20 protein-coding genes are annotated in these 19,419 nt (G+C 60.1%); 14 read left to right on the top strand and 6 right to left on the bottom strand.

Annotated features, from left to right (window positions below):
• The first annotated feature begins 118 nt into the window (after window positions 1-118).
• The 3 genes from F8N96_RS12725 to F8N96_RS12715 are packed head-to-tail and all read left to right on the top strand — an operon-like array spanning window position 119 to window position 3,171.
• Entirely contained in the window at window positions 119-2,107 is a 1,989-nt protein-coding gene (locus F8N96_RS12725; RefSeq protein WP_150798107.1) for an FUSC family protein, read from the top strand.
• Window positions 2,094-2,300: a DUF1656 domain-containing protein gene (locus tag F8N96_RS12720; RefSeq protein ID WP_150745968.1), complete on the top strand. Its 207-nt coding sequence runs from the start codon at window positions 2,094-2,096 to the stop codon at window positions 2,298-2,300. The genes F8N96_RS12725 and F8N96_RS12720 overlap by 14 nt, the downstream gene beginning before the upstream one ends.
• Before the next feature lie 10 nt (window positions 2,301-2,310).
• Window positions 2,311-3,171, top strand: a complete 861-nt coding sequence (locus F8N96_RS12715) for an HlyD family secretion protein (RefSeq protein WP_150798106.1) — start codon at window positions 2,311-2,313, stop codon at window positions 3,169-3,171.
• Window positions 3,172-3,307: 136 nt separating this feature from the next.
• Here the strand turns inward: F8N96_RS12715 and F8N96_RS12710 are convergent, their stop codons facing one another.
• Window positions 3,308-3,778: a MaoC family dehydratase gene (locus F8N96_RS12710; RefSeq protein ID WP_150767124.1), complete on the bottom strand. Its 471-nt coding sequence runs from the start codon at window positions 3,776-3,778 to the stop codon at window positions 3,308-3,310.
• 41 nt (window positions 3,779-3,819) lie between these two features.
• A complete protein-coding gene (locus tag F8N96_RS12705) occupies window positions 3,820-4,764 on the bottom strand; it encodes an alpha/beta hydrolase (RefSeq protein ID WP_150798105.1) in 945 nt (314 codons plus the stop codon).
• 235 nt (window positions 4,765-4,999) lie between these two features.
• Between F8N96_RS12705 and fadD2 the strand changes: the two genes are divergently transcribed.
• Both fadD2 and fadD1 read left to right on the top strand, forming a co-directional pair.
• A complete protein-coding gene (fadD2, locus tag F8N96_RS12700; protein ID WP_150798104.1) occupies window positions 5,000-6,688 on the top strand; it encodes a long-chain-fatty-acid--CoA ligase FadD2 in 1,689 nt (562 codons plus the stop codon).
• Window positions 6,689-7,095: 407 nt separating this feature from the next.
• Complete coding sequence (fadD1, locus tag F8N96_RS12695) at window positions 7,096-8,796, top strand: long-chain-fatty-acid--CoA ligase FadD1 (protein ID WP_150798103.1); 1,701 nt, start codon at window positions 7,096-7,098, stop codon at window positions 8,794-8,796.
• Window positions 8,797-8,959: 163 nt separating this feature from the next.
• Here fadD1 and F8N96_RS12690 read toward each other — a convergent pair whose 3' ends face one another.
• Window positions 8,960-9,337, bottom strand: coding sequence for a hypothetical protein (locus tag F8N96_RS12690; protein WP_150798102.1), 378 nt, complete (start codon window positions 9,335-9,337; stop codon window positions 8,960-8,962).
• 200 nt (window positions 9,338-9,537) lie between these two features.
• On the opposite strand from F8N96_RS12690, the gene F8N96_RS12685 reads away from it, so the two are divergent.
• The 3 genes from F8N96_RS12685 to def all read left to right on the top strand — a co-directional run bounded on the left by F8N96_RS12685 (window position 9,538) and on the right by def (window position 11,398).
• Window positions 9,538-9,729 (top strand): CsbD family protein, encoded by a 192-nt coding sequence (locus F8N96_RS12685; protein WP_046816634.1) that lies wholly within the window; start codon window positions 9,538-9,540, stop codon window positions 9,727-9,729.
• Between the two features lie 170 nt (window positions 9,730-9,899).
• Window positions 9,900-10,862: a YihY/virulence factor BrkB family protein gene (locus F8N96_RS12680; protein WP_150798101.1), complete on the top strand. Its 963-nt coding sequence runs from the start codon at window positions 9,900-9,902 to the stop codon at window positions 10,860-10,862.
• Complete coding sequence (gene def, locus F8N96_RS12675; protein ID WP_150798100.1) at window positions 10,859-11,398, top strand: peptide deformylase; 540 nt, start codon at window positions 10,859-10,861, stop codon at window positions 11,396-11,398. Before F8N96_RS12680 ends, def begins: the two co-directional genes overlap by 4 nt.
• A 134-nt stretch (window positions 11,399-11,532) precedes the next feature.
• Here the strand turns inward: def and F8N96_RS12670 are convergent, their stop codons facing one another.
• Window positions 11,533-11,952 carry a GNAT family N-acetyltransferase gene (locus F8N96_RS12670; RefSeq protein ID WP_150767131.1) on the bottom strand — a complete coding sequence of 140 codons (420 nt, stop codon included), beginning with the start codon at window positions 11,950-11,952 and terminating at the stop codon, window positions 11,533-11,535.
• A gap of 438 nt (window positions 11,953-12,390) precedes the next feature.
• On the opposite strand from F8N96_RS12670, the gene F8N96_RS12665 reads away from it, so the two are divergent.
• The 5 genes from F8N96_RS12665 (at window position 12,391) to F8N96_RS12645 (ending at window position 16,818) form a co-directional block, all read left to right on the top strand.
• Window positions 12,391-13,332: a fatty acid desaturase gene (locus F8N96_RS12665; protein ID WP_150798099.1), complete on the top strand. Its 942-nt coding sequence runs from the start codon at window positions 12,391-12,393 to the stop codon at window positions 13,330-13,332.
• Window positions 13,333-13,413: 81 nt separating this feature from the next.
• On the top strand, window positions 13,414-14,205 hold the full coding sequence (locus F8N96_RS12660) for a phosphate/phosphite/phosphonate ABC transporter substrate-binding protein (protein WP_150798098.1): 792 nt from the start codon (window positions 13,414-13,416) through the stop codon (window positions 14,203-14,205).
• A gap of 243 nt (window positions 14,206-14,448) precedes the next feature.
• Window positions 14,449-14,991 (top strand): sigma-70 family RNA polymerase sigma factor, encoded by a 543-nt coding sequence (locus F8N96_RS12655; protein ID WP_150798097.1) that lies wholly within the window; start codon window positions 14,449-14,451, stop codon window positions 14,989-14,991.
• Window positions 14,988-16,001: an ABC transporter substrate-binding protein gene (locus F8N96_RS12650; RefSeq protein ID WP_150798096.1), complete on the top strand. Its 1,014-nt coding sequence runs from the start codon at window positions 14,988-14,990 to the stop codon at window positions 15,999-16,001. The genes F8N96_RS12655 and F8N96_RS12650 overlap by 4 nt, the downstream gene beginning before the upstream one ends.
• Window positions 16,002-16,155: 154 nt before the next feature.
• Window positions 16,156-16,818 (top strand): peptidase inhibitor family I36 protein, encoded by a 663-nt coding sequence (locus tag F8N96_RS12645; protein WP_150798095.1) that lies wholly within the window; start codon window positions 16,156-16,158, stop codon window positions 16,816-16,818.
• A gap of 38 nt (window positions 16,819-16,856) precedes the next feature.
• Here the strand turns inward: F8N96_RS12645 and F8N96_RS12640 are convergent, their stop codons facing one another.
• Both F8N96_RS12640 and F8N96_RS12635 read right to left on the bottom strand, forming a co-directional pair.
• Window positions 16,857-17,489, bottom strand: coding sequence for a glutathione S-transferase family protein (locus tag F8N96_RS12640; protein ID WP_150798094.1), 633 nt, complete (start codon window positions 17,487-17,489; stop codon window positions 16,857-16,859).
• Between the two features lie 80 nt (window positions 17,490-17,569).
• Window positions 17,570-18,601, bottom strand: coding sequence for a LacI family DNA-binding transcriptional regulator (locus tag F8N96_RS12635; protein ID WP_150798093.1), 1,032 nt, complete (start codon window positions 18,599-18,601; stop codon window positions 17,570-17,572).
• 215 nt (window positions 18,602-18,816) lie between these two features.
• Here F8N96_RS12635 and F8N96_RS12630 point away from each other — a divergent pair, with 215 nt between their 5' ends.
• Window positions 18,817-19,350 carry a gluconokinase gene (locus F8N96_RS12630; RefSeq protein ID WP_150798092.1) on the top strand — a complete coding sequence of 178 codons (534 nt, stop codon included), beginning with the start codon at window positions 18,817-18,819 and terminating at the stop codon, window positions 19,348-19,350.
• Window positions 19,351-19,419: the final 69 nt, after the last annotated feature.

Raw genomic sequence — 19,419 nt, 5'->3', positions numbered from 1 at the left:
TTTTTTGTGTCCGGGATTTAGTGCTGGACGGGATATAGTTAGCTAGCTAATAATTTGTTTTTCAAGTTACCCCGTCGATCACGTCTATCGTTAAATCGTCCTTTCAAGAGTGCTTTTAGTGCCTATCACTTTGCAGGCTTTGTTTGCGCCTGACCGCCGCGCCCTACAATTCGCGATCAAGACCTTGCTCGGTGGCGGCCTGGCGCTGTGGCTGGCATTGCGCTGGGGCCTGGAGCAACCGGCCTGGGCGCTGATGACCGCCTTCATCGTCGCCCAACCCTTGTCCGGGATGGTGGTGCAGAAGGGCCTGGCGCGCCTGCTGGGGACCCTGGTCGGGACGATCATGTCGGTGGTGTTCATGGGGTTGTTTGCCCAGACGCCCTGGCTGTTCCTGTTGGCCTTGGCGTTGTGGCTCGGTCTGTGTACGGCCAGTTCGACGATGTTGCGCAGTGCCTGGTCTTATTCATTTGTACTGGCCGGTTATACGGTGGCGATCATCGCCTTGCCGGCCATTGCCCATCCGCTGACGGTGTTTGATCAAGCCGTGGCTCGCTGTACGGAAATCTGCCTGGGCATCCTGTGCGCCACTGCCGCCAGTGCGCTGCTGTGGCCGATGCGGGTGGAACAGCAGCTGGCGGATCAGGCACGGGCGGCGTGGCAGAGCGGGATGAATGCCGCGCGAGCGACCCTGGCCGGCGACGGCCAGGCGCGCCAAGGCCTGCTGGAGATCCTCGGCAGGATCGTAGCGGTGGATGCCCAGCGCGAACATGCATGGTTCGAAGGCAGTCTTGGCCGCCAGCGCGCGCGATCGATCAGTGGCTTGAGCCAGAAGCTGTTGATGTTGCTGCGCATCGCCCGTTCGGTGCGTCGCCAGTGGAAGCAACTGGAACCGCAAGAGGCCGGGCAACTGATGCCGTGGATGAGCGAAGTCCAGGAGGTGCTCGCCCGTCCGGATAACGCGACCTTGCAAGCCTTGCGCCCGAGGTTGCTCGACGCCACCCATGACCCGCGGATCAGTTCTGCGCAAAGTTTCTGCCTGGCGCGTTTTGCCTTGCTGCTCGATACCGCCCTGGCGGCGAGCGCGGCGCTGAAAGCGGTGGAGGAGGGCAGGGAAACGGTCGATCCGCCGCGAACCCTGGCCCCGCATCGTGACCTGTCTTTGGCCCTGGTATTCGGTGCCCGCAGCGCCTTGGCGTTTCTGGTGGTGTCATGCTTCTGGCTGGCGACCGCATGGCCCGCCGCCTCGGGTGCGTTGTTGCTGACCTGTGTGGTGTGCAGCCTGTTTGCCAGCCGCGAAAACGGTGCGCAGATCGGCATGAGTTTTATGCGCGGGATTTTCCTGGCGCTTCCGGCGGCGTTTTTCGTCGGGCAGATTCTGCTGCCGCAATGGAGCAGCTTTGCGCTGCTCAGTCTCGGGATGGGCGTACCGTTATTCTTCGGTGCGCTGGGCATGGCCAAACCGCAGATCGGCGCCACGGCGACCTCGTTCTGCCTGCACTTCATTGTCCTGATCTCGCCGCTCAACACGATGAAGTTCGATGTCGCGACGTTCTTCAACAGCGCCCAGGCGATGGTGATCGGTGTGGGCGCGGCGGTGCTGGCCTTCCGGCTGTTGATCCTGCGCAATCCGACGTGGCATGGCCGCCGCCTGCTGGTGGCAACGCTTCACGATCTGGTGCGCCTGACCCGGCGCAATCTGCGCGGTGCCGAAAGCTGGTTCGGTGGACGCATGGCCGATCGTTTGCTGCAACTGGCGCGGCACTATCCCGAATTGCCGGAACCGGCGCGCAGCCGCTGGGATGACGGGCTGCTGGGGCTGGACATCGGCGACGAATTGCTGCATTTGCGCTTGAGCCTGGCGGTGGCGCAGGCACCGGTCAGTGCGGCGCAACGGCGTTACCTCGATCAATTGGAAAAAGTCCTCGAGCAAGGTCCGGCCGGCAATCGCGCCGATGTGCTGGAACAACCCAGCGCAGAATTCTTGAACACCTTGTACGCGTTGCCCCCCAGCGATGCGGTGAAACTGGCCCAGGGCGCAGTGCTGCAATTGCAGAACAGCTGGCGCGCCTGGTGCCGTCAGCAGGAGGAGAGCCATGGGCTTGCGTGAGTGGTCGATGGGTGGTGTGCTGCTCAGCCCGTTTCTGATTTATGTGCTGCTGGCGCTGCTGGTGACCGCCGGCTTGCGCCTGTTGTTGCGCCTGACCCCGGTCGGCCGCTGGATCTGGCACGAAGCGTTATTCGATTGCGCCTTGTACGTCTGTGTATTGACCCTGATCACCGTCGTCCTCGGACCTTTATAAGGAGTTGAACATGCGTACACCCGTACGTGTTGCAGTCACCCTGTGCCTGGTGGCGGTGGCGATCTTTGCCGGTTTCCATTTGTGGCAGTACTACATGTTGACGCCCTGGACCCGCGACGCGCGGATCCGGGCCGACGTGGTGGTCATCGCCCCTGACGTATCGGGCTGGGTGCGTGAGCTCAAGGCGTTCGACAACCAGCAGGTCAAGGCCGGCGATCTGTTGCTGAGCATCGACCGCGACCGCTTCGAAGCGGCGCTGGAGAAGGCGCAAGCGGTGGTCCAGACCCGCCAGCAACAACTCAATCTGCGAGAGCGCGAAGCCAGTCGCCGCGCCAGCCTCGGGCCGCAGGCGATCAGTGCCGAGCTGCGGGAGAATGCGCAAATCAACGCCGGCATCGCCCGTGGCGAACTGCGTGAAGCCCAGGCCGAAGCCAAGGTCGCGCAACTCAACCTGGACCGCAGCCAGGTCCATGCGCCGCGCAGCGGCCACATCACCAACCTGCGCCTGGCCCAGGGCAACTATGTGAACGCCGGGCAACCGGTGATGGCGCTGATCGACGATTCGACGTTTTATGTGCAGGCGTATTTCGAGGAAACCAAGCTGCCGCGGATTCGCATCGGCGATCCGGTGAAGGTCTGGTTGATGAGCGCCGGGGAGGCGCTGGAGGGGCACGTGGAAAGCATCAGTCGCGGGATTACCGACCGCAACACCACGCCGGATGGGCAGTTGCTGGCGGAGGTGGAGCCGACGTTCAACTGGGTCAGGCTGGCCCAGCGGATTCCGGTGCGGATCAAGCTGGACAAGGTGCCCGAGGGGATCAATATGAGCTCGGGGATGACGGCGAGTGTGCAGGTGCAGGAAGCACCTTAAGATGATCGTTCCCACGCTCTGCGTGGGAATGCCGCCCCGGACGCTCTGCGTCCAGCCGTTATGCGACGCGGAGCGTCACTGGATGCATTCCCACGCGGAGCGTGGGAACGATCAGTGTCAGACAGGGGAGCGGAGATCAACCGATGCTGATTGCCGGCAGGGTCGTCAACGTCACAGTCTGCTGCTTGCGCGGCGCCAGAATCTCCGCCTCGCCGTCCACCACCAGCTCATCGTGCTGGTTGAACACGCGAGTGGCAATCCGCACCCGAAACTTCGGCAGTTTCTCGAGAATCTCCAGGCGTACGGTCAACGTATCGCCAATCTTCACCGGCTTCTGAAAGCTCATCTGCTGACCGAGATAAATGGTCCCCGGCCCAGGCAGCTCGCAGGCCACGGCCGCGCTGATCAGCGCGCCGCTGAACATGCCGTGGGCGATGCGCTCCTTGAACATGGTGCCGGCGGCGTATTCAGCGTCCAGGTGTACCGGGTTGTGATCGCCGGACATCGCGGCGAACAACTGAATGTCGCGCTCTTCGACCGTCTTGCTGTAGCTGGCGGTCTGGCCGACTTCGAGGGCTTCGTAAGGGGTGTTGGTAACCTGAGTCATCTGTTGCGATTCCTGTGACGAATTAGATAATCCACAAAAAACTATTCGGATCGGGGTGGCCGTCGATGGCTAAGCGCCTGGGCGATCCAGTTCAGTACATCGGCAGTCACTTCATTGCGGTTGCTCTCGTTGAACAGTTCATGCCGTGCCTGCGGGTAAATGTTCAGTTGCAGGTTCTGGCAACCGGCGGCGCGCAGTGCGTGAGCCAGATCCTTGAGACGCTTGCCTTCACTCACCGGATCACATTCGCCGCCCATCACCAGCAGCGGCAGGCCCGGATCGATCTGGGCGAGATTGGACGCTTTGCTGATTTGCTGCAAGCCGCCAAGCAAATCGATCCAGAACTGATTGGTGCAGCGAAAGCCGCAGAGCGGGTCGTTGGCGTACTTGTCGACCTCGGCCGGATCGCGACTGAGCCAGTCGAACGGTGTGCGCACCGGTTTGAACGTCTTGTTGAACGAGCCGAATGACAACCATTCGATCAGGGCGCTACGGCCCTTGGGGCCCTGGCGCAACCGTTCGAGTCGGGCGATCTGGCGGGCCGCGCGATAAAGCGCCACCGGCTGGAAGTTCGAACCGCTGAGTATGGCGCCGTGCAGGCTGGCGCTGTGGTGCAGCAGATACGCCTGGGCGAGGTAGCTACCCATGCTATGCCCCAGCAGGACGATCGGCACGCCGGGATGGTGGTGACCGATGTGCTGATTGAGGCTGGCCAGGTCGCCGACCACCTTGCACCAGCCATCGTCGTCGGCGAAATGCCCCAGGGTCCCGTTTTCGGCAGTTTTGCCATGTCCACGCAGGTCCGGTGCGTACACGCCGTAGCCCTGTTCACAGCATTTTTCCGCCAGGCGGGCATAGCGAGCACTGTGTTCCGCCATGCCATGGGCCAACAGGATCACCGCTTTCAAAGGCGCGGCGGGCAGCCACTGGTTGACGAAGAGGCGGCTGTGGTCACTCGCGGTCAGCCAGAATGTGTCGTGGATCATGGCGATTCCTTTGCGCTTGGTCGTTGCATTGTATAGCGCATCCATCCCCAGCCGTCTGAACAGCCCACACCACGGCTGGAAGATTCATACGGTCAATGACAGCTATTGGCATATTTGCCTGATTCGTCATAGCTGCTAGTGTCCGTGAAGCTTCGCTTTTCGCTTTTCGCTGTTGTTTTCACAGGAAGGACAGAAAAGCGCTCCCGGATAGGCTCAGGTAAAGAGGACAAAAACAATGCAACCTGATTTCTGGAATGACAAACGCCCGGCGGGCGTACCTGTGGACATCGACCAAGGGGCCTATAAGTCGGTGATCGAGGTGTTCGAGCGTTCCTGCAAGAAATTTGCCGACCGCCCGGCCTTCAGCAATATGGGCATCACCCTGACCTACGCCGAACTGGAACGCTACAGCGCAGCGTTCGCCGGTTACCTGCAAGCCCACACCGACCTGGTGCCGGGGGATCGCATCGCGGTGCAGATGCCCAACGTCCTGCATTACCCGATTGCCGTGTTCGGCGCCTTGCGTGCCGGACTCATCGTGGTCAACACCAACCCGCTGTACACCGCGCGGGAGATGCGCCATCAGTTCAAGGACTCCGGCGCCCGGGCGCTGGTGTACCTGAACATGTTCGGGCAGAAGGTCCAGGAGGTGCTGGCCGACACCGACATCCAGTACCTGATCGAAGCGAAGATGGGCGACCTGATGCCCGCCGCCAAGGGCTGGCTGGTCAATACCCTGGTGAGCAAGGTGAAGAAAATGGTCCCGGCCTATGCCTTGCCCCAGGCCGTTTCCTTCAAGAGCGCGCTGCGTCTGGGCCGGGGCATGGGCATCAAGCCGCTGAATGCCGGTCTGGACGACATCGCCGTGCTGCAATACACCGGCGGCACCACCGGCCTGGCCAAGGGCGCGATGCTGACCCATGGCAACCTGGTCGCCAACATGCAGCAGGCGCGGGCCTGCCTGGGGCAGTTCGGCACCGATGGTCAGCCCCTGCTGCGCGAAGGGCAGGAAGTGATGATCGCGCCATTGCCGCTGTACCATATCTATGCCTTCACGGCGAACTGCATGTGCATGATGGTGACCGGCAACCACAACGTGCTGATCACCAATCCACGGGATATCGGCGGCTTCATCAAGGAACTTAAAAACTGGCGGTTTTCGGCGCTGCTGGGGCTCAACACGCTGTTCGTCGCGCTGATGGACCACCCCGACTTCAAGACCCTGGATTTCTCCAGCCTCAAACTCACCAACTCCGGCGGTACCGCGCTGGTCAAGGCCACCGCCGAGCGCTGGGAACAGATGACCGGTTGCCGCATCACCGAAGGTTACGGCCTGACCGAAACCTCGCCGGTGGCCTGCACCAATCCGTACGGCGACCAGTCGCGCATCGGCACGGTCGGCCTGCCGGTGCCGGGTACCACGCTGAAGGTGATCAACGATGAAGGCGTCGAGCAGGCCTTGGGCGAGCGCGGCGAACTGTGCATCAAGGGCCCGCAGATCATGAAGGGTTATTGGCAGAAACCCGAAGCCACCGCCGAAGTGCTGGATGCCGAAGGCTGGTTCAAGTCCGGCGACATCGCGGTGATCGACCCGGACGGTTTTGTGCGCATCGTCGACCGCAAGAAAGACATGATCATCGTCTCGGGTTTCAACGTGTACCCCAACGAGATCGAGGACGTGATGATGGCCCACCCGAAAGTCGCCAACTGTGCGGTGATCGGCGTGCCGGACGAGCGGTCGGGGGAGGCGGTGAAGCTGTTCGTGGTCGCCCGGGAATCAGGTGTCAGCCTTGAAGAGCTCAAGGCCTACTGCAAGGATAACTTCACGGCGTACAAAGTGCCCAAGCACATTGTGCTGCGCGAGTCGTTGCCGATGACGCCGGTGGGCAAGATCTTGCGGCGGGAGTTGCGCGATATTGCCTGAGTGGTGATCACCGCGCTTCACGCGGACCCGATGTAGGAGCGAGCTTGCTCGCGAAGGTCGTGAACGATAACGCGTAAAACCAGGATGCCCAGCGGCGGCCTCTGGTTTTTCGCGAGCAAGCTCGCTCCTACAGGCTTCGCCTAACGCCACGGTTTCCGGGGCTTACAGCGACTTATAGGTTTTTTGCTCTAAAATGACCGGTTGATGGTCTTGAGTCATCAATGTGACCGTAGAGCCTGCTTTTGGCTCTAGTCGACCCCCGGCAAAGCTGCTACTCTCGGCCCGCTTTGTGACATCTCGGCCTAAGAAAACAGCCAGACTCACCAACAAATAGACACCAAAAACACACCCAATAATAATCGCATCAAATGCGGTGATGAATTCGCGTTGCTGAGGAGTGGGCTTCCATGATCGTAGACTTTTGGAAGGATAAGTACCCGGCCGGGATTGCTGTCGAGATCAATCCGGACGAGTATCCGAATATTCAGGCGGTATTGAAGCAGTCCTGCCAACGCTTTGCCGACAAACCGGCGTTCAGCAACCTGGGCAAGACAATCACCTATGGTGAACTGTATGAATTGTCCGGGGCCTTTGCCGCTTACCTGCAACAGCATACCGACTTGCAGCCGGGCGATCGAATCGCCGTGCAACTGCCCAACGTCCTGCAGTACCCGGTCGCCGTCTTCGGCGCCATCCGCGCCGGGCTGATCGTGGTCAATACCAACCCGCTGTACACCGCGCGGGAGATGGAACACCAATTCAACGACTCCGGTGCCAAGGCCCTGGTCTGCCTGGCCAACATGGCGCACCTGGCCCAGGCCGTCGTGCCGAAAACCGGCGTCAGGCACGTGATCGTCACCGAAGTGGCCGACCTGTTGCCGCCGCTCAAGCGTCTGCTGGTCAACAGCGTCATCAAGTACGTGAAGAAAATGGTCCCGGCGTATCACTTGCCCAAGGCTATCAGGTTCAACGATGTGCTGAGCAAAGGGCATGGCCAGCCAGTGGCTGAAGCCAACCCGGCCAGCAGCGACGTCGCGGTGCTGCAATACACCGGCGGCACCACGGGCGTCGCCAAGGGCGCGATGCTGACCCATCGCAACCTGGTGGCGAACATGCTGCAGTGCAAGGCGCTGATGGGGTCCAACCTGAACGAAGGCTGCGAGATCCTGATTACACCGCTGCCGCTGTACCACATCTATGCGTTCACCTTTCATTGCATGGCGATGATGCTGATCGGCAACCACAACATCCTGATCAGCAACCCGCGCGACTTGACGGCGATGGTCAAGGAACTGTCGAAGTGGAAGTTCAGCGGCTTCGTCGGCCTGAACACGCTGTTCGTCGCCCTGTGCAACAACGAAGGCTTCCGCAAACTGGATTTCTCTGCGCTGAAAATCACCCTGTCGGGCGGCATGGCCCTGCAACTCGCTGCAGCCGAGCGCTGGAAAGCGGTCACCGGTTGCGCCATCTGCGAAGGTTACGGCATGACCGAAACCAGCCCGGTGGCCACGGTCAATCCGATCCAGAACATCCAGATCGGCACCATTGGCATTCCCGTGCCGTCGACCTTGTGCAAGATCATCGACGACGCCGGCGTTGAACAGCCGTTGGGCGAAATCGGCGAGCTGTGCGTGAAAGGTCCGCAGGTCATGAAGGGCTACTGGCAACGCCAGGACGCCACGGATGAAATCCTCGACAGCGAAGGCTGGTTGAAGACCGGTGACATCGCGGTGATCCAGCCTGATGGCTATATGCGTATCGTCGATCGCAAGAAAGACATGATCCTGGTGTCCGGTTTCAACGTGTACCCGAACGAACTCGAAGACGTGCTGGCGACCCTGCCGGGTGTGCTGCAATGCGCGGCTATCGGCGTGCCGGACGAGAAGTCGGGCGAGGCGATCAAGATTTTCATCGTCGCCAAACCGGGCGTGACCCTGACCAAGGAGCAGGTGATGGAGCACATGCGCGCCAATGTCACTGGCTACAAAGTCCCACGGTCTGTCGAGTTCCGCGATGCGCTGCCGACCACCAACGTGGGCAAGATCCTGCGTCGCGAATTGCGTGATGAAGAGCTGAAGAAGCTGGCGGCGAAGAAGGTCAGCGCATAACAAACAAAAGCCCCGCAGATGCGGGGCTTTTTGTTGCCTGACAGGAAACCGATCGTTCCCACGCTCTGCGTGGGAATGCCGCCCCGGACGCTCTGCGTCCAATGCCGCAGGGACGCGGAGCGTCCCGGGATGCGTTACCACGCGGAGCGTGGGAACGATCTACTTAGAGACGGAACTGCGCGAAATTGACGTTGGTGCCCGCCGGGCGCATGTCCTGCAAGTACGAATCCTTGTCCGCACTCAACTCCAGGCTCAGGGCGGCCTTGCGCTTGCCCTGTTTGCGCACCACCAGGCCTTCGAGTTTCTCGCGCAGGAACACCGTCGGCACTTTCAAATGCAGCAGTTCGTCGGTATCCGGGGTGTGCATCAGCAGGTGAATCCATTCGTACTGACCGACGGCCAGGCGCGCCACCGGGATATCGAACCACCAGATGTTGCGGTTGCGGTTCAATTCGGTGAAGTGGCAGTTGTTGACGCCAAGCACAGCACCGCCGAGTTCCTGGTTTCTGCGGGCAATGGCCTGCTTTTTATCGAGTTTCATAACATTCCTACGGGATTGGATCTTCAGCGCCAAGGCCTGAATACGTTGCGCATTCTCGGGGGTTGGTCGGCAAACATAAAGCCCAACCTGCACTGAACGATGAAATGTCGCGGTGAAAATAAATGAAACTCCGTGCAAACGCCCCCGGTCAACCCTTGTGTAACCACTTTTCCCGTTCAATTGTTCACAGGAGAAACACCATGGGCAGCACTGGCGATAAAGTAAAAGGCATGGCCAACGAAGCCGCCGGCAACGTCAAGCAAGGCGTCGGCAAGGCCACCGGTAACGACAAAATGCGCGCCGAAGGCGTGGTGCAGGAAAAGAAAGGCGAAGCGCAGCAAGCGGTGGGCAAAGCCAAGGACGCCGTCAAGAAGGGCGTCGACAAGGCTTGATTTGGCCTTTGACGACTATCAGGAACGGCCATCCGCGGATGGCCGTTTTTGTGTCAGTCTGAACTAGCGTCTGAAAATTGTTTCAAAGTCGCCAAGTCGGCTACTTTGTTGTAAAAAACGGCCCCTGAGTCGCCACGACTTCATCAATTTTGCGGCGAAAGGAGACGCTTATGATTTTTCCGGACATGAAAGGTCTGCCCATCCACCGTGTGATAGTGCGCACGGTCACCGAGTTCGTCGACGACGAGATGTCGACCTATGCCTCGGCGCTGGCCTATCAAATGTTGTTCTCGCTGTTCCCCTTTATCCTGTTCCTGATCGCCCTGATCGGTTTCCTGCACCTGCCGGACTTCTTCTCCTGGCTGCGCCTGCAATCGGAACTGGTCCTGCCGCCCCAGGCGCTGGAACAAGTGAACCCGGTGATCGATCAACTCCAGCAGTCCACCGGTGGCTTGCTGTCGATCGGTATCTTGATCGCGCTGTGGACCGCGTCCGCTGGCGTGCGATTGATGATGAGTGCGATGAACGCCGCCTACGATGTGGTTGAGGGTCGTCCGGCGTGGAAGCGTTTCCCGCTGTCGATTATCTATACCATCGGCATCGCCGGCATGCTGTTGATCGCTGCCGCATTGATGGTGCTCGGGCCGCAGGTGATGGGCTGGATCGCTGCGCAAGTCGGCGTCGAGGAATTCATCGTCACGGTGTGGACCATTGCCCGCTGGCCGGTGGTCGTGATCCTGATGATGATCGCGGTGGCGCTGATTTATTACGTCATGCCCGACGTTAAACAGGAGTTTCGCTTTATCACGCCGGGGTCGGTGCTGGCGGTAGTGGTCTGGATCCTCGCCTCGGTGGGTTTTGGTCTGTATGTCAAAACATTTGCCGACTACAACGCCATGTATGGCAGTATCGGCGCGATCATCGTGCTGTTGCTGTATTTCTATATTTCCGCGGCTGTGCTGCTGCTCGGCGCGGAGATGAATGCAGTGATCGAACACATGTCGCGAGAGGGCAAGGACCCTGGCGAAAAAGTCCCCGGCGAACACGGTCCGGGCCATGAGGAAAAACACCATGTTTCGGGACTGGGTCGGGACCACTCGATCAAGCCGACCACTGACGAAGTCACCAAATGATCCGTGAAATCCTGAAAATGGGCGATGGACGCCTGCTGCGCATTGCCCCGCCGGTACCGGCAGAAATGTTCGACAGCCCCGAGTTGTGGCAACTGATCGACGACATGTTCCAGACCATGGAAAGCGTCGGCGGCGTCGGCCTGGCCGCACCGCAGATCGGCGTCGACCTGCAACTGGTGATCTTCGGTTTCGAGCACAGCGAACGCTACCCGGACGCCGAAGCGGTGCCGCAGACCATTCTGATCAATCCGCTGATCACGCCGTTGAGCCCACTCCTCGAAGAGGGATTCGAAGGCTGCCTGTCGGTACCCGGCCTGCGCGGCGCGGTGGATCGTTATCAGCAGATTCGCTACGAAGGCGTCGATCCCAAGGGGCAGCCGATCTTGCGCATCGCCGAGGGGTTCCATGCGCGGGTGGTGCAGCATGAGTGCGATCACCTGATCGGTCGGTTATATCCGTCGCGCATTACCGATTTCAGCAAATTCGGGTTTACCGAAGTGATGTTTCCGGATCTGGATCCCGCAGCGGACGATTAAACCGAGACCACCACAAAACCACTGTGGGAGAGAGCCCGCTCGCGAAAGCGGTGTGTCAGTCAAAGTAGTATGTACTGACACACCGCTTTCGCCGGCAAGCCGGTCTCGCTCCCACAGGGGATCTTCATCAGTCATTAACTTTTATTCGCCTCCAGGCCCATGGCAATCATCGGTTTGCTGCGCGCATAGCGGCTCAACCGTTCGACCATGGCGTAAGGCATTGGCGGATCGAAGACAAAGCCACGCCGCTCGTAAAAGCCACGCAAGTCCGGATGGCAGAACAGCCAGACCGGGCTGTCGAGACCTTTGACCGCTTCGGCAATCAACGCGGCGGCGATGCCCTGTTCCCGGCAGGCCGGATCAACGAACAACCCCGTCAGCCAATGCCCGCCCGAGACCGGACGCAAACACAGCGCGCCAATGATAGCGTCGCGCCTGGCGACCCACAGTTGAGCCTCGCGAACCGCTTTCATCGACGATTGATGGGCGCGATAGAACTTGTTCATCAATGGCCATAATGGCTCGGCGAGCAAGGTGTACTGGGTGTTGGGCATGATCTTCGACTGTCGGTGCGCAAAGCGGGCGATTATAAAAGAACGCGGGCGCGGGGATAGGTGTATACCTGATCTCACATCCCGTATGAGTGGAGTACGTATCATGGCCAAAGGCATGGATTCAAAAAAAGCGGCAAAGAAGAAACCGGCGAAAACCGCCGATGAAAAGCGCGCGGACAAGAAGGCCAAGAAGGTGGATGTGTTCGGTCACTGATGTAAGCCACACAGGTAACCCGATTGTCCTGGCACCCCGTCGCCCCCTGTAGGAGCTGGCTTGCCAGCGAAGGCGGCATAACAGGCAACATTGATGTTGAATATGTTGGCCTCTTCGCTGGCAAGCCAGCTCCTACACGGGGGGCGATGACCTGACAAAATAATCTGCAAGATTTCCCTGCGCCATTGCACAGAAGGGGACTGGTCCCCGATCTGAGCAACGCCATGCCCCATTACTTCGATAACGCCCACAGTGAAGAAATCGACACCCTGCGCCAACGGCTGACCGCTCGCACCGAGTGGCCGACCTGGTTGCTGCTGATCGGCGTGTACGTCGGCTGGTTCGGCATCGTCCTGGCGAGCCCGGGGTTGGGCCTGTGGTGGAGCACCCTGTTGCTGATCCCGCTGGTGGTGCTCTGGTTATCGGTGCAGCATGAATTGCTGCACGGGCATCCCACCCGTTGGCCTGCGTTGAACAAAATCCTCGGCTACGCGCCGTTCGCCGTCTGGTACCCCTACACCCTCTATCGCGACAGCCATTTGCTGCATCACCGTGACGAAGACCTGACCATTCCTGGGCGCGATCCGGAAAGCCGTTACCTGAGCGCCGAGCGGTGGCAGGGCAGTTCAGGGTTCGAGCGGGGATTGCACTGGCTGAACAAAACCGTGCTCGGCCGTTTCGCCCTCGGTGCGCCGCTGGTCTTGCTGGCGCTGGCCCGCGAACAGCTGCAGCGTCTGCAAGCAGGTGAACGACAGGCCTGGTCGATGTGGCTGAGTCATGGCGCGCTGACCCTGGTGATGCTGGCATTCATCGCCCGCTACAGTGCGCTACCGGTGTGGCATTACCTGTTGCTGATCAGTGTGCCGGCGCTGTCGATTGCGATGATTCGCTCCTACTATGAACACCGTCCCCATGCGCAACCCGAGCAGCGCACCGTGATCAATGAAGCCGCCTGGCCGTGGCGCTGGTTGTTCCTGAACCTCAATTTTCACCTGGTACATCACGACTTGCCGAGCCTGCCCTGGTACGACTTGCCCCGCGCCTATCGGGCGCGCCGCGAGCAATGGCTGGCGCGCAGCGGCGGGTTTGTGGTGCAGGGTTATGGGCAGTTGTTGCGGCAGAACGGCGTTAAGGCCATCGACAGCCCGCGGCATCCGTTTCACTGATTTTTATGATCCACACCTGAACCCTGTGGGATCGCCGCACCGCCGCTCCCGCAGGGTTATTTGTTGCATGGGAAGATTTTGATGACTCAAGACATCGCTGAATTACTGATGTACGTCGCCCCCGAACCGATTCGCCAGGCCAACGAACGCTGGTTGACGCGAATCCTCGAGCGACTCGGCACCCAGCGCCGCGATACCGAAGGGTTGTCCCTGCTGGCCCTGTGGCGGTCACCGAACCTGCTGCTGACCCAAACCTGCGGCTATCCGTTGATGACACAACTGCGCGGTAAAGTCCGGGTCCTCGGGCGCCCGCGTCATGAGCTGCCGGACAGCAGCGGCGGCAACCATTGCAGCCTGTTACTGGGTCGCGCCGATCAGCTGCGCAGGACCTTGCCGGCCTTTCGCGGCAGCCGCTGTGTGATCAACGGCGAAGACTCCAACAGCGGCATGAACCTGCTGCGCCACCGTCTGGCGCCGTTGCATCGCGACGGACAGTTCTTTTCCCGTGTCGGCATCAGCGGCAGCCACCGCGAGAGCCTGCGCTGGCTGCGTGAAGACCAAGCCGACCTGGCGGCCATCGATAGCGTGACCTTTGCCTACCTGGCGCGGCACGCCGAGGCAGAAGTGGCGGGCCTGCGGGTTATCGCTCGCAGTGCCTTCAGCCCGACCTTGCCCTACATCACTGCCGCGACCGCGACTGATAAACAGGCTGAAGCGCTGAGGCAGGTGATGAACGAGACGTTGCGGGAGTTGCCTGATGTGGGTGAGATCCTCGGTTTGCACGAAGTGCTGCCGGCCAGCGAGAGCGACTATCAGATCGTGCTCGATTATCAGCTGGAGGCGGAAACTTTGGGGTTCGGACGGTTACGTTGAGAGTTTTGAGTCTTGTATCGACAGAGCTATTTATCGCGGGCAAGCCACGCTCCCACAGGATTTCGCAGGACCTGTGGGAGCCTGGCTTGCCCGCAATAGCGATTTATCAGGCGCCACCTATTCATAATTACTTTATAGAATATAAAAATGAATTTTAAGTATTATTAATGAATAAGGCTCCTTGCTAGGATTCGCGTTACCGGATCACCGGACATTCAGCGACCCCTAACCCTTGGAGCCTCTATGTCCGGCACCGACTTATCCCATCGCAACGACGTGGGCGGATTGTTCCGCGCTCATTACGCCTGGCTCTGCGCACGTCTGCGGCGACATCTGGGGCCCGGCGCGAGCGTCGAAGACATCGCCGCCGACACCTTCGTGCAGCTGCTCGAATCCCCGGGGTTGACCCCGATCCGCGAGCCTCGCGCCTTGCTGACCACCATCGCCCGCCGGTTGATCTATCAACTCTGGCGCCGCCGCGACCTCGAACGCCAACACCTCGAACAATTGCAACGCCTCGATCAGCATCAAGCGGCGTCGCCCGAGGACCTGCTGCAGCTGACCCAGGTACTGCATGGCCTCGACCGCACGCTTGAGCGCTTGCCGCGCAAGGTCCGGGCGACCTTCCTGTTGTCGCGGCTTGAAGGTCTGACCTACCCGCAGATCGCCGCCGAACTGGGCATTTCCCAACGCTCGGTCAGCGTCTACATGACCCGCTCCCAGGCACTGTGCGCCCAGCACAGCGCGAATGAATCCTCGAAATCCCTGAACTGGAGGTCCGTATGAGATCGATCAAAACCCTGCTCGGCAGTTCACTGCTGGCCCTGAGCCTGGTGGCTACCCAGGTTCCCGCCGCGGAAAAAACCGCGCCCATCCACTTCGGCGACATCACTTGGGAAAGCGGCAGCCTGATCACCGAGATCCTGCGGTTGATCGTCGAGAAGGGTTACGGCTACCCGACCGATACCTTGCCCGGCAGCACTGTCAGTCTCGAAGCAGCGCTGGCCAAAAACGACATTCAAGTGATCGGTGAGGAGTGGGCGGGGCGCAGTCCGGCCTGGGTCAAAGCCGAATCGGAAGGCAAGGTATTCGGTCTGGGCGACACGGTCAAAGGCGCCACCGAAGGTTGGTGGGTACCGGAATACGTGATCAAGGGCGACCCGGAACGCGGGATCAAACCTCTGGCGCCGGAGTTGAAATCCGTCACCGACCTGGCGCGCTACAAGGATGTCTTCCGCGACCCCGAAGACCCAAGCCGCGGTCGTTTTCTCAACAGCCCGACCGGCTGGACCTCGGAGATCGTCAACAGCCAGAAACTCAAGGCTTATGAGCTGACCGGCAGCTTCGTCAACTTCCGCACCGGCTCCGGCGCGGCGCTGGATGCCGAGGTGGCTTCGTCGATCCGTCGCGGCAAACCGGTGCTGTTCTACTACTGGTCGCCGACGCCGCTGTTGGGTCGCTTCAAACTGGTGAAGCTCGACGAACCGCCGTTCGACGCCGACGCCTGGAAGACCCTCGCCAATGCCAACCACCCCAATCCCCAAGGCACCCGCTCGATGCCGGCCAGCCTGGCGATCGGCGTATCCGCACCGTTCAAGGCGCAGTATCCGGACTTGGTGGCGTTTTTCGAAAAGGTCGACTTGCCGATCGATCTGCTGAACCAGACCCTTGGACAGATGAGTGAAAAACGTCAGCCGCCGCGTCAGGTCGCAGAAGCTTTCTTGCGTGACCAGCCACAGATCTGGAAAGAATGGGTGCCCGGGGAAGTGGCAAATCGTGTCACCGCCGCGCTTTGACCCGGTGTGGTCAATCGAGTCTTCAACATGGAGCCTGGTTGCACCGATCGTCGAACCTGTTATTTCTGACAGTAGACAGCTAATTGCAATGCCTTGACTCTGTTCTCGCATCGCGCCGGATTTTTCAGCGCTTCAGGGAGCGGAGTTTTTCCACATGAACATCAAATGGCTCGCAGGCTGCGCGGCGCTGTGTCTCGGCATGGGCGCGCTGTTCTTTTTTTATGCCAATCAAGCGACGGGCAAGCAAAGCCGATATGCAGTGTTCAATCCCGCGATGACCGTCGAGCAGGCAGCAGAGATTCAGCGGCAGATCGATCAGCAACTCAGTCGAAAATCCGCAGGGCGCCAGGTCAGTACCACTCAAGTGGCTTATGACCACGGGGCCGCCGTGATGACGTTCCCGGTACCCGGGGACGCGAATCCAACTGACCCCATCTGTGACTATGGTTATTTTTGTGTCTGGGAGGGTTGGGATTACACCGGCAGGAAACTGTCGCTGACCAGCACGCCGGCTAGCCGCCCCGTGAACCTTGCGGACTACAACATGAGCCGTCAGGTTTCATCCTGGCAGCACAATAATAAAGCTTACGCCGTGAAGGTTTTCGGGGTGGATGGGCCTGGCGCGCAGGGCAACCTGATGATGAGCAATATCAAGGAAGTTGTCCTCGGGAGGGGCTGCTGTCCGTTCAGTATTCCCGAACGGGCCAGCATTCCAGGCACCTGGACCGAAATATACGCCCAGAGCAGGCTGGTCGAGCAAAACGACAGAATGGTCAGCGTCGCTTTTTCGCCCTTGTTTATGTTGTTTGCCCAGTAGATCGCCTGTTCACCCGCGCGAAGACCCTCGCCGACCCTTCAAGGCAGGCCATTGCAGCCATGTTTCAAGAACCCGGGGCGTTGTGCCAGGCGCTGAAAATACTCGTCGATGGCCGGATAGTCGGGCCGATCCATGGGCGTCATCAGCCAGCGGTTGACCGACAGCCCGATGACAATATCGGCCAGGGTGAACCGCGGCCCGGCGACATAAGCCTTGGTGGCCGCGAGCTGATGCTCGAGGATGCCCATCTTCTGATTCCAGCCGCGAACACCGGCGGCAATGTGATGGGGGTCCTGGAACTCCGGATCCTTGCGCACCAATGCCGTGAAGGCATAGCTCCAGGCCGCGTTGAGTTCGGTTGCTTGCCAATCCATCCACTGCTCCACCCGGGCACGTGCGGCCGGTTCGTGCGGCAGCAGATCGGTGTTCTGGTGTTTGCTGGCCAGATAACGGCAGATGGTATTGGATTCCCACAGCACGCCGGCCTCATCGATGATCACGGGCACCAGTGCATTGGGATTGAGCCTGAGAAACTCCGGCGTGTGCGTCGAGGCATAACCGCCGCCCCAATCCTCGCGTTCGTAGGCAACGCTCAGTTCCTCACAGGTCCACAGGACTTTTCTGACGTTGATTGATGAAGCTTTACCCAGGATTTTCAGTGAATGTTCCATCGAGCTACTCCTTTAGCGGATCAAGGCTTCGGGGATTTAATAGTGTGCCTGCCAAGGGGAGACATCAAGTCAGAAAACTGTCAGGTACTCTCGCGCACCTTCAACTCAAACCCCATGTCCTGCACCGGTTTGGCCACCGGGTTGCCAGCCAGCAAGGTCAACATCAACTCCGCCGAACGTCGGCCAATGGCTTCGCGCGGCGTGCTGATGCTACTCAGCCGCGGGACCATGTGGGCCGAGGCCGGCAGGTCGTTGAAGCCGAGGATTGCCACCTGTTCAGGGATTTTGATCCCGCAGCGCATCGCTTCGAGCAGTGCGCCCTGGGCCAGGTCGTCGTTGCCGAAGAAGATAGCATCGACATCCGGATGACTGGCCATCAATTGCAGGAACAGTTCGCCTCCCAGGCCGACGGAGGAGGCGCGGGGGGTCAGGACTTCAAGATCCGGGTCATACAGGCCGGCCTGTTGCAGGGCTTTGCGAAAACCTTCGCCGCGCAGCAACGTGCGTTGGTCCAGCTGCGCGCCAATGTAGGCCAGGCGCCTGCGACCGCGGGAGAGCAAATGTTCCGCCGCCGTTTCACCGGCGGCAAGTTGCGAAAAACCAACGCAGTTGAGCCCGGCAGCGCTGTCCAGTTCCATCATGTATACGCATGGAATGTTGCTCGCCTCGATCATCCGTCGCGAACTTTCGGTGCGGTCGAAACCGGTCAGCAGCAAGCCGCGAGGTTGATAGGCCATGTAATTGCGCAGCAGGTTTTCTTCTTCATCGCGCGAGTAGTGGAAGTTGCCGATCAGCACTTCAAAGCCCTTGGGGCGTAAAACCTGATGAATGGCTTCCAGCGTATCGATGAACAGCAAGTTGGACAGCGACGGCACCAGAACCACCACGGAATGGCCCTGGGCCGAGGCTAAAGCGCGGGCAGCGGGGTTGACCACGTAGTTGAGCTCGAGGGCGGCTTTCTGGACCTTTTCCACCAGTTCGGTGGCCACCGTGCTGACGCCGCGCAAGGCGCGGGACGCGGTTATCGGGCTGACACCGGCCAGGCGTGCGACTTCGTTGAGGGTAGGTCGGCCAGTGGTGCGGGTATTTTTATCGTTTTTGGAAGAGGTCATCGGGCGGCTTGCCAAACAAAATTCAAGGCACTAAGGTAGCGCTGTCTCGATGCAGCTGCAAATGCGTGAGTGGGGTCTGCCTGATTCCCGCTTTTTGGTATTGGGGACGAACACGCTGCAACCCACAAAAATGACAAGAAGGCGTCGGCAACTTCTGCTTTTGCTCCAGTGTCATAACCAGCAAAGGTAGCGCTGTCTGCGCGCTGAGGTGTTACATGAATCATCCCATCACCGCCCTGGTCATCATGGGCGTTGCCGGTTGCGGCAAGACGTGCGTCAGCGAGGCCTTGTGCCAACTCAGCGGCGCGACCGCCATTGAAGGCGACTCCTTTCACCCTGCCGCCAACATCGAAAAGATGAGCGCGGGTATCCCCCTGAACGACGAAGACCGCGCCGGCTGGCTCGATAGCCTGTGCGATGAACTGCGTCGCATCGACGCCAAGGGGCAACGCCCGGTACTGACCTGCTCGGCCCTCAAACATATTTACCGTGAACGTCTGCGCAGCGCCTTGCCTGGCCTGGGTTTCGTTTTCCTGGAGCTGACGCCTGAAGTCGCCGCCGATCGAGTGTCTCATCGCCCGGGTCACTTCATGCCATCGACCCTGATCGACAGCCAGTTCGCGACGCTTGAATCGCCCGTTGGCGAGCCCTTGACCCTGGCCCTCGATGCCTCGAAGCATGGCGTCGATGAGCTGGCGGCCCAAGCGCACCACTGGTGGCAGGCCCACGGCCTGAAACGCGCCGTATGAATTGGTCTCGAAAAGATAGCGCTGTCCGGATGGCTCGCGAATTACCCGCTTTAATAACAACAACAACCA

Source organism: Pseudomonas fluorescens, from assembly GCF_902497855.1.
GTDB classification, from domain to species: Bacteria; Pseudomonadota; Gammaproteobacteria; order Pseudomonadales; family Pseudomonadaceae; genus Aquipseudomonas; species Aquipseudomonas fluorescens_BI.
This window is presented reverse-complemented; position numbering and strand designations above follow the sequence as displayed.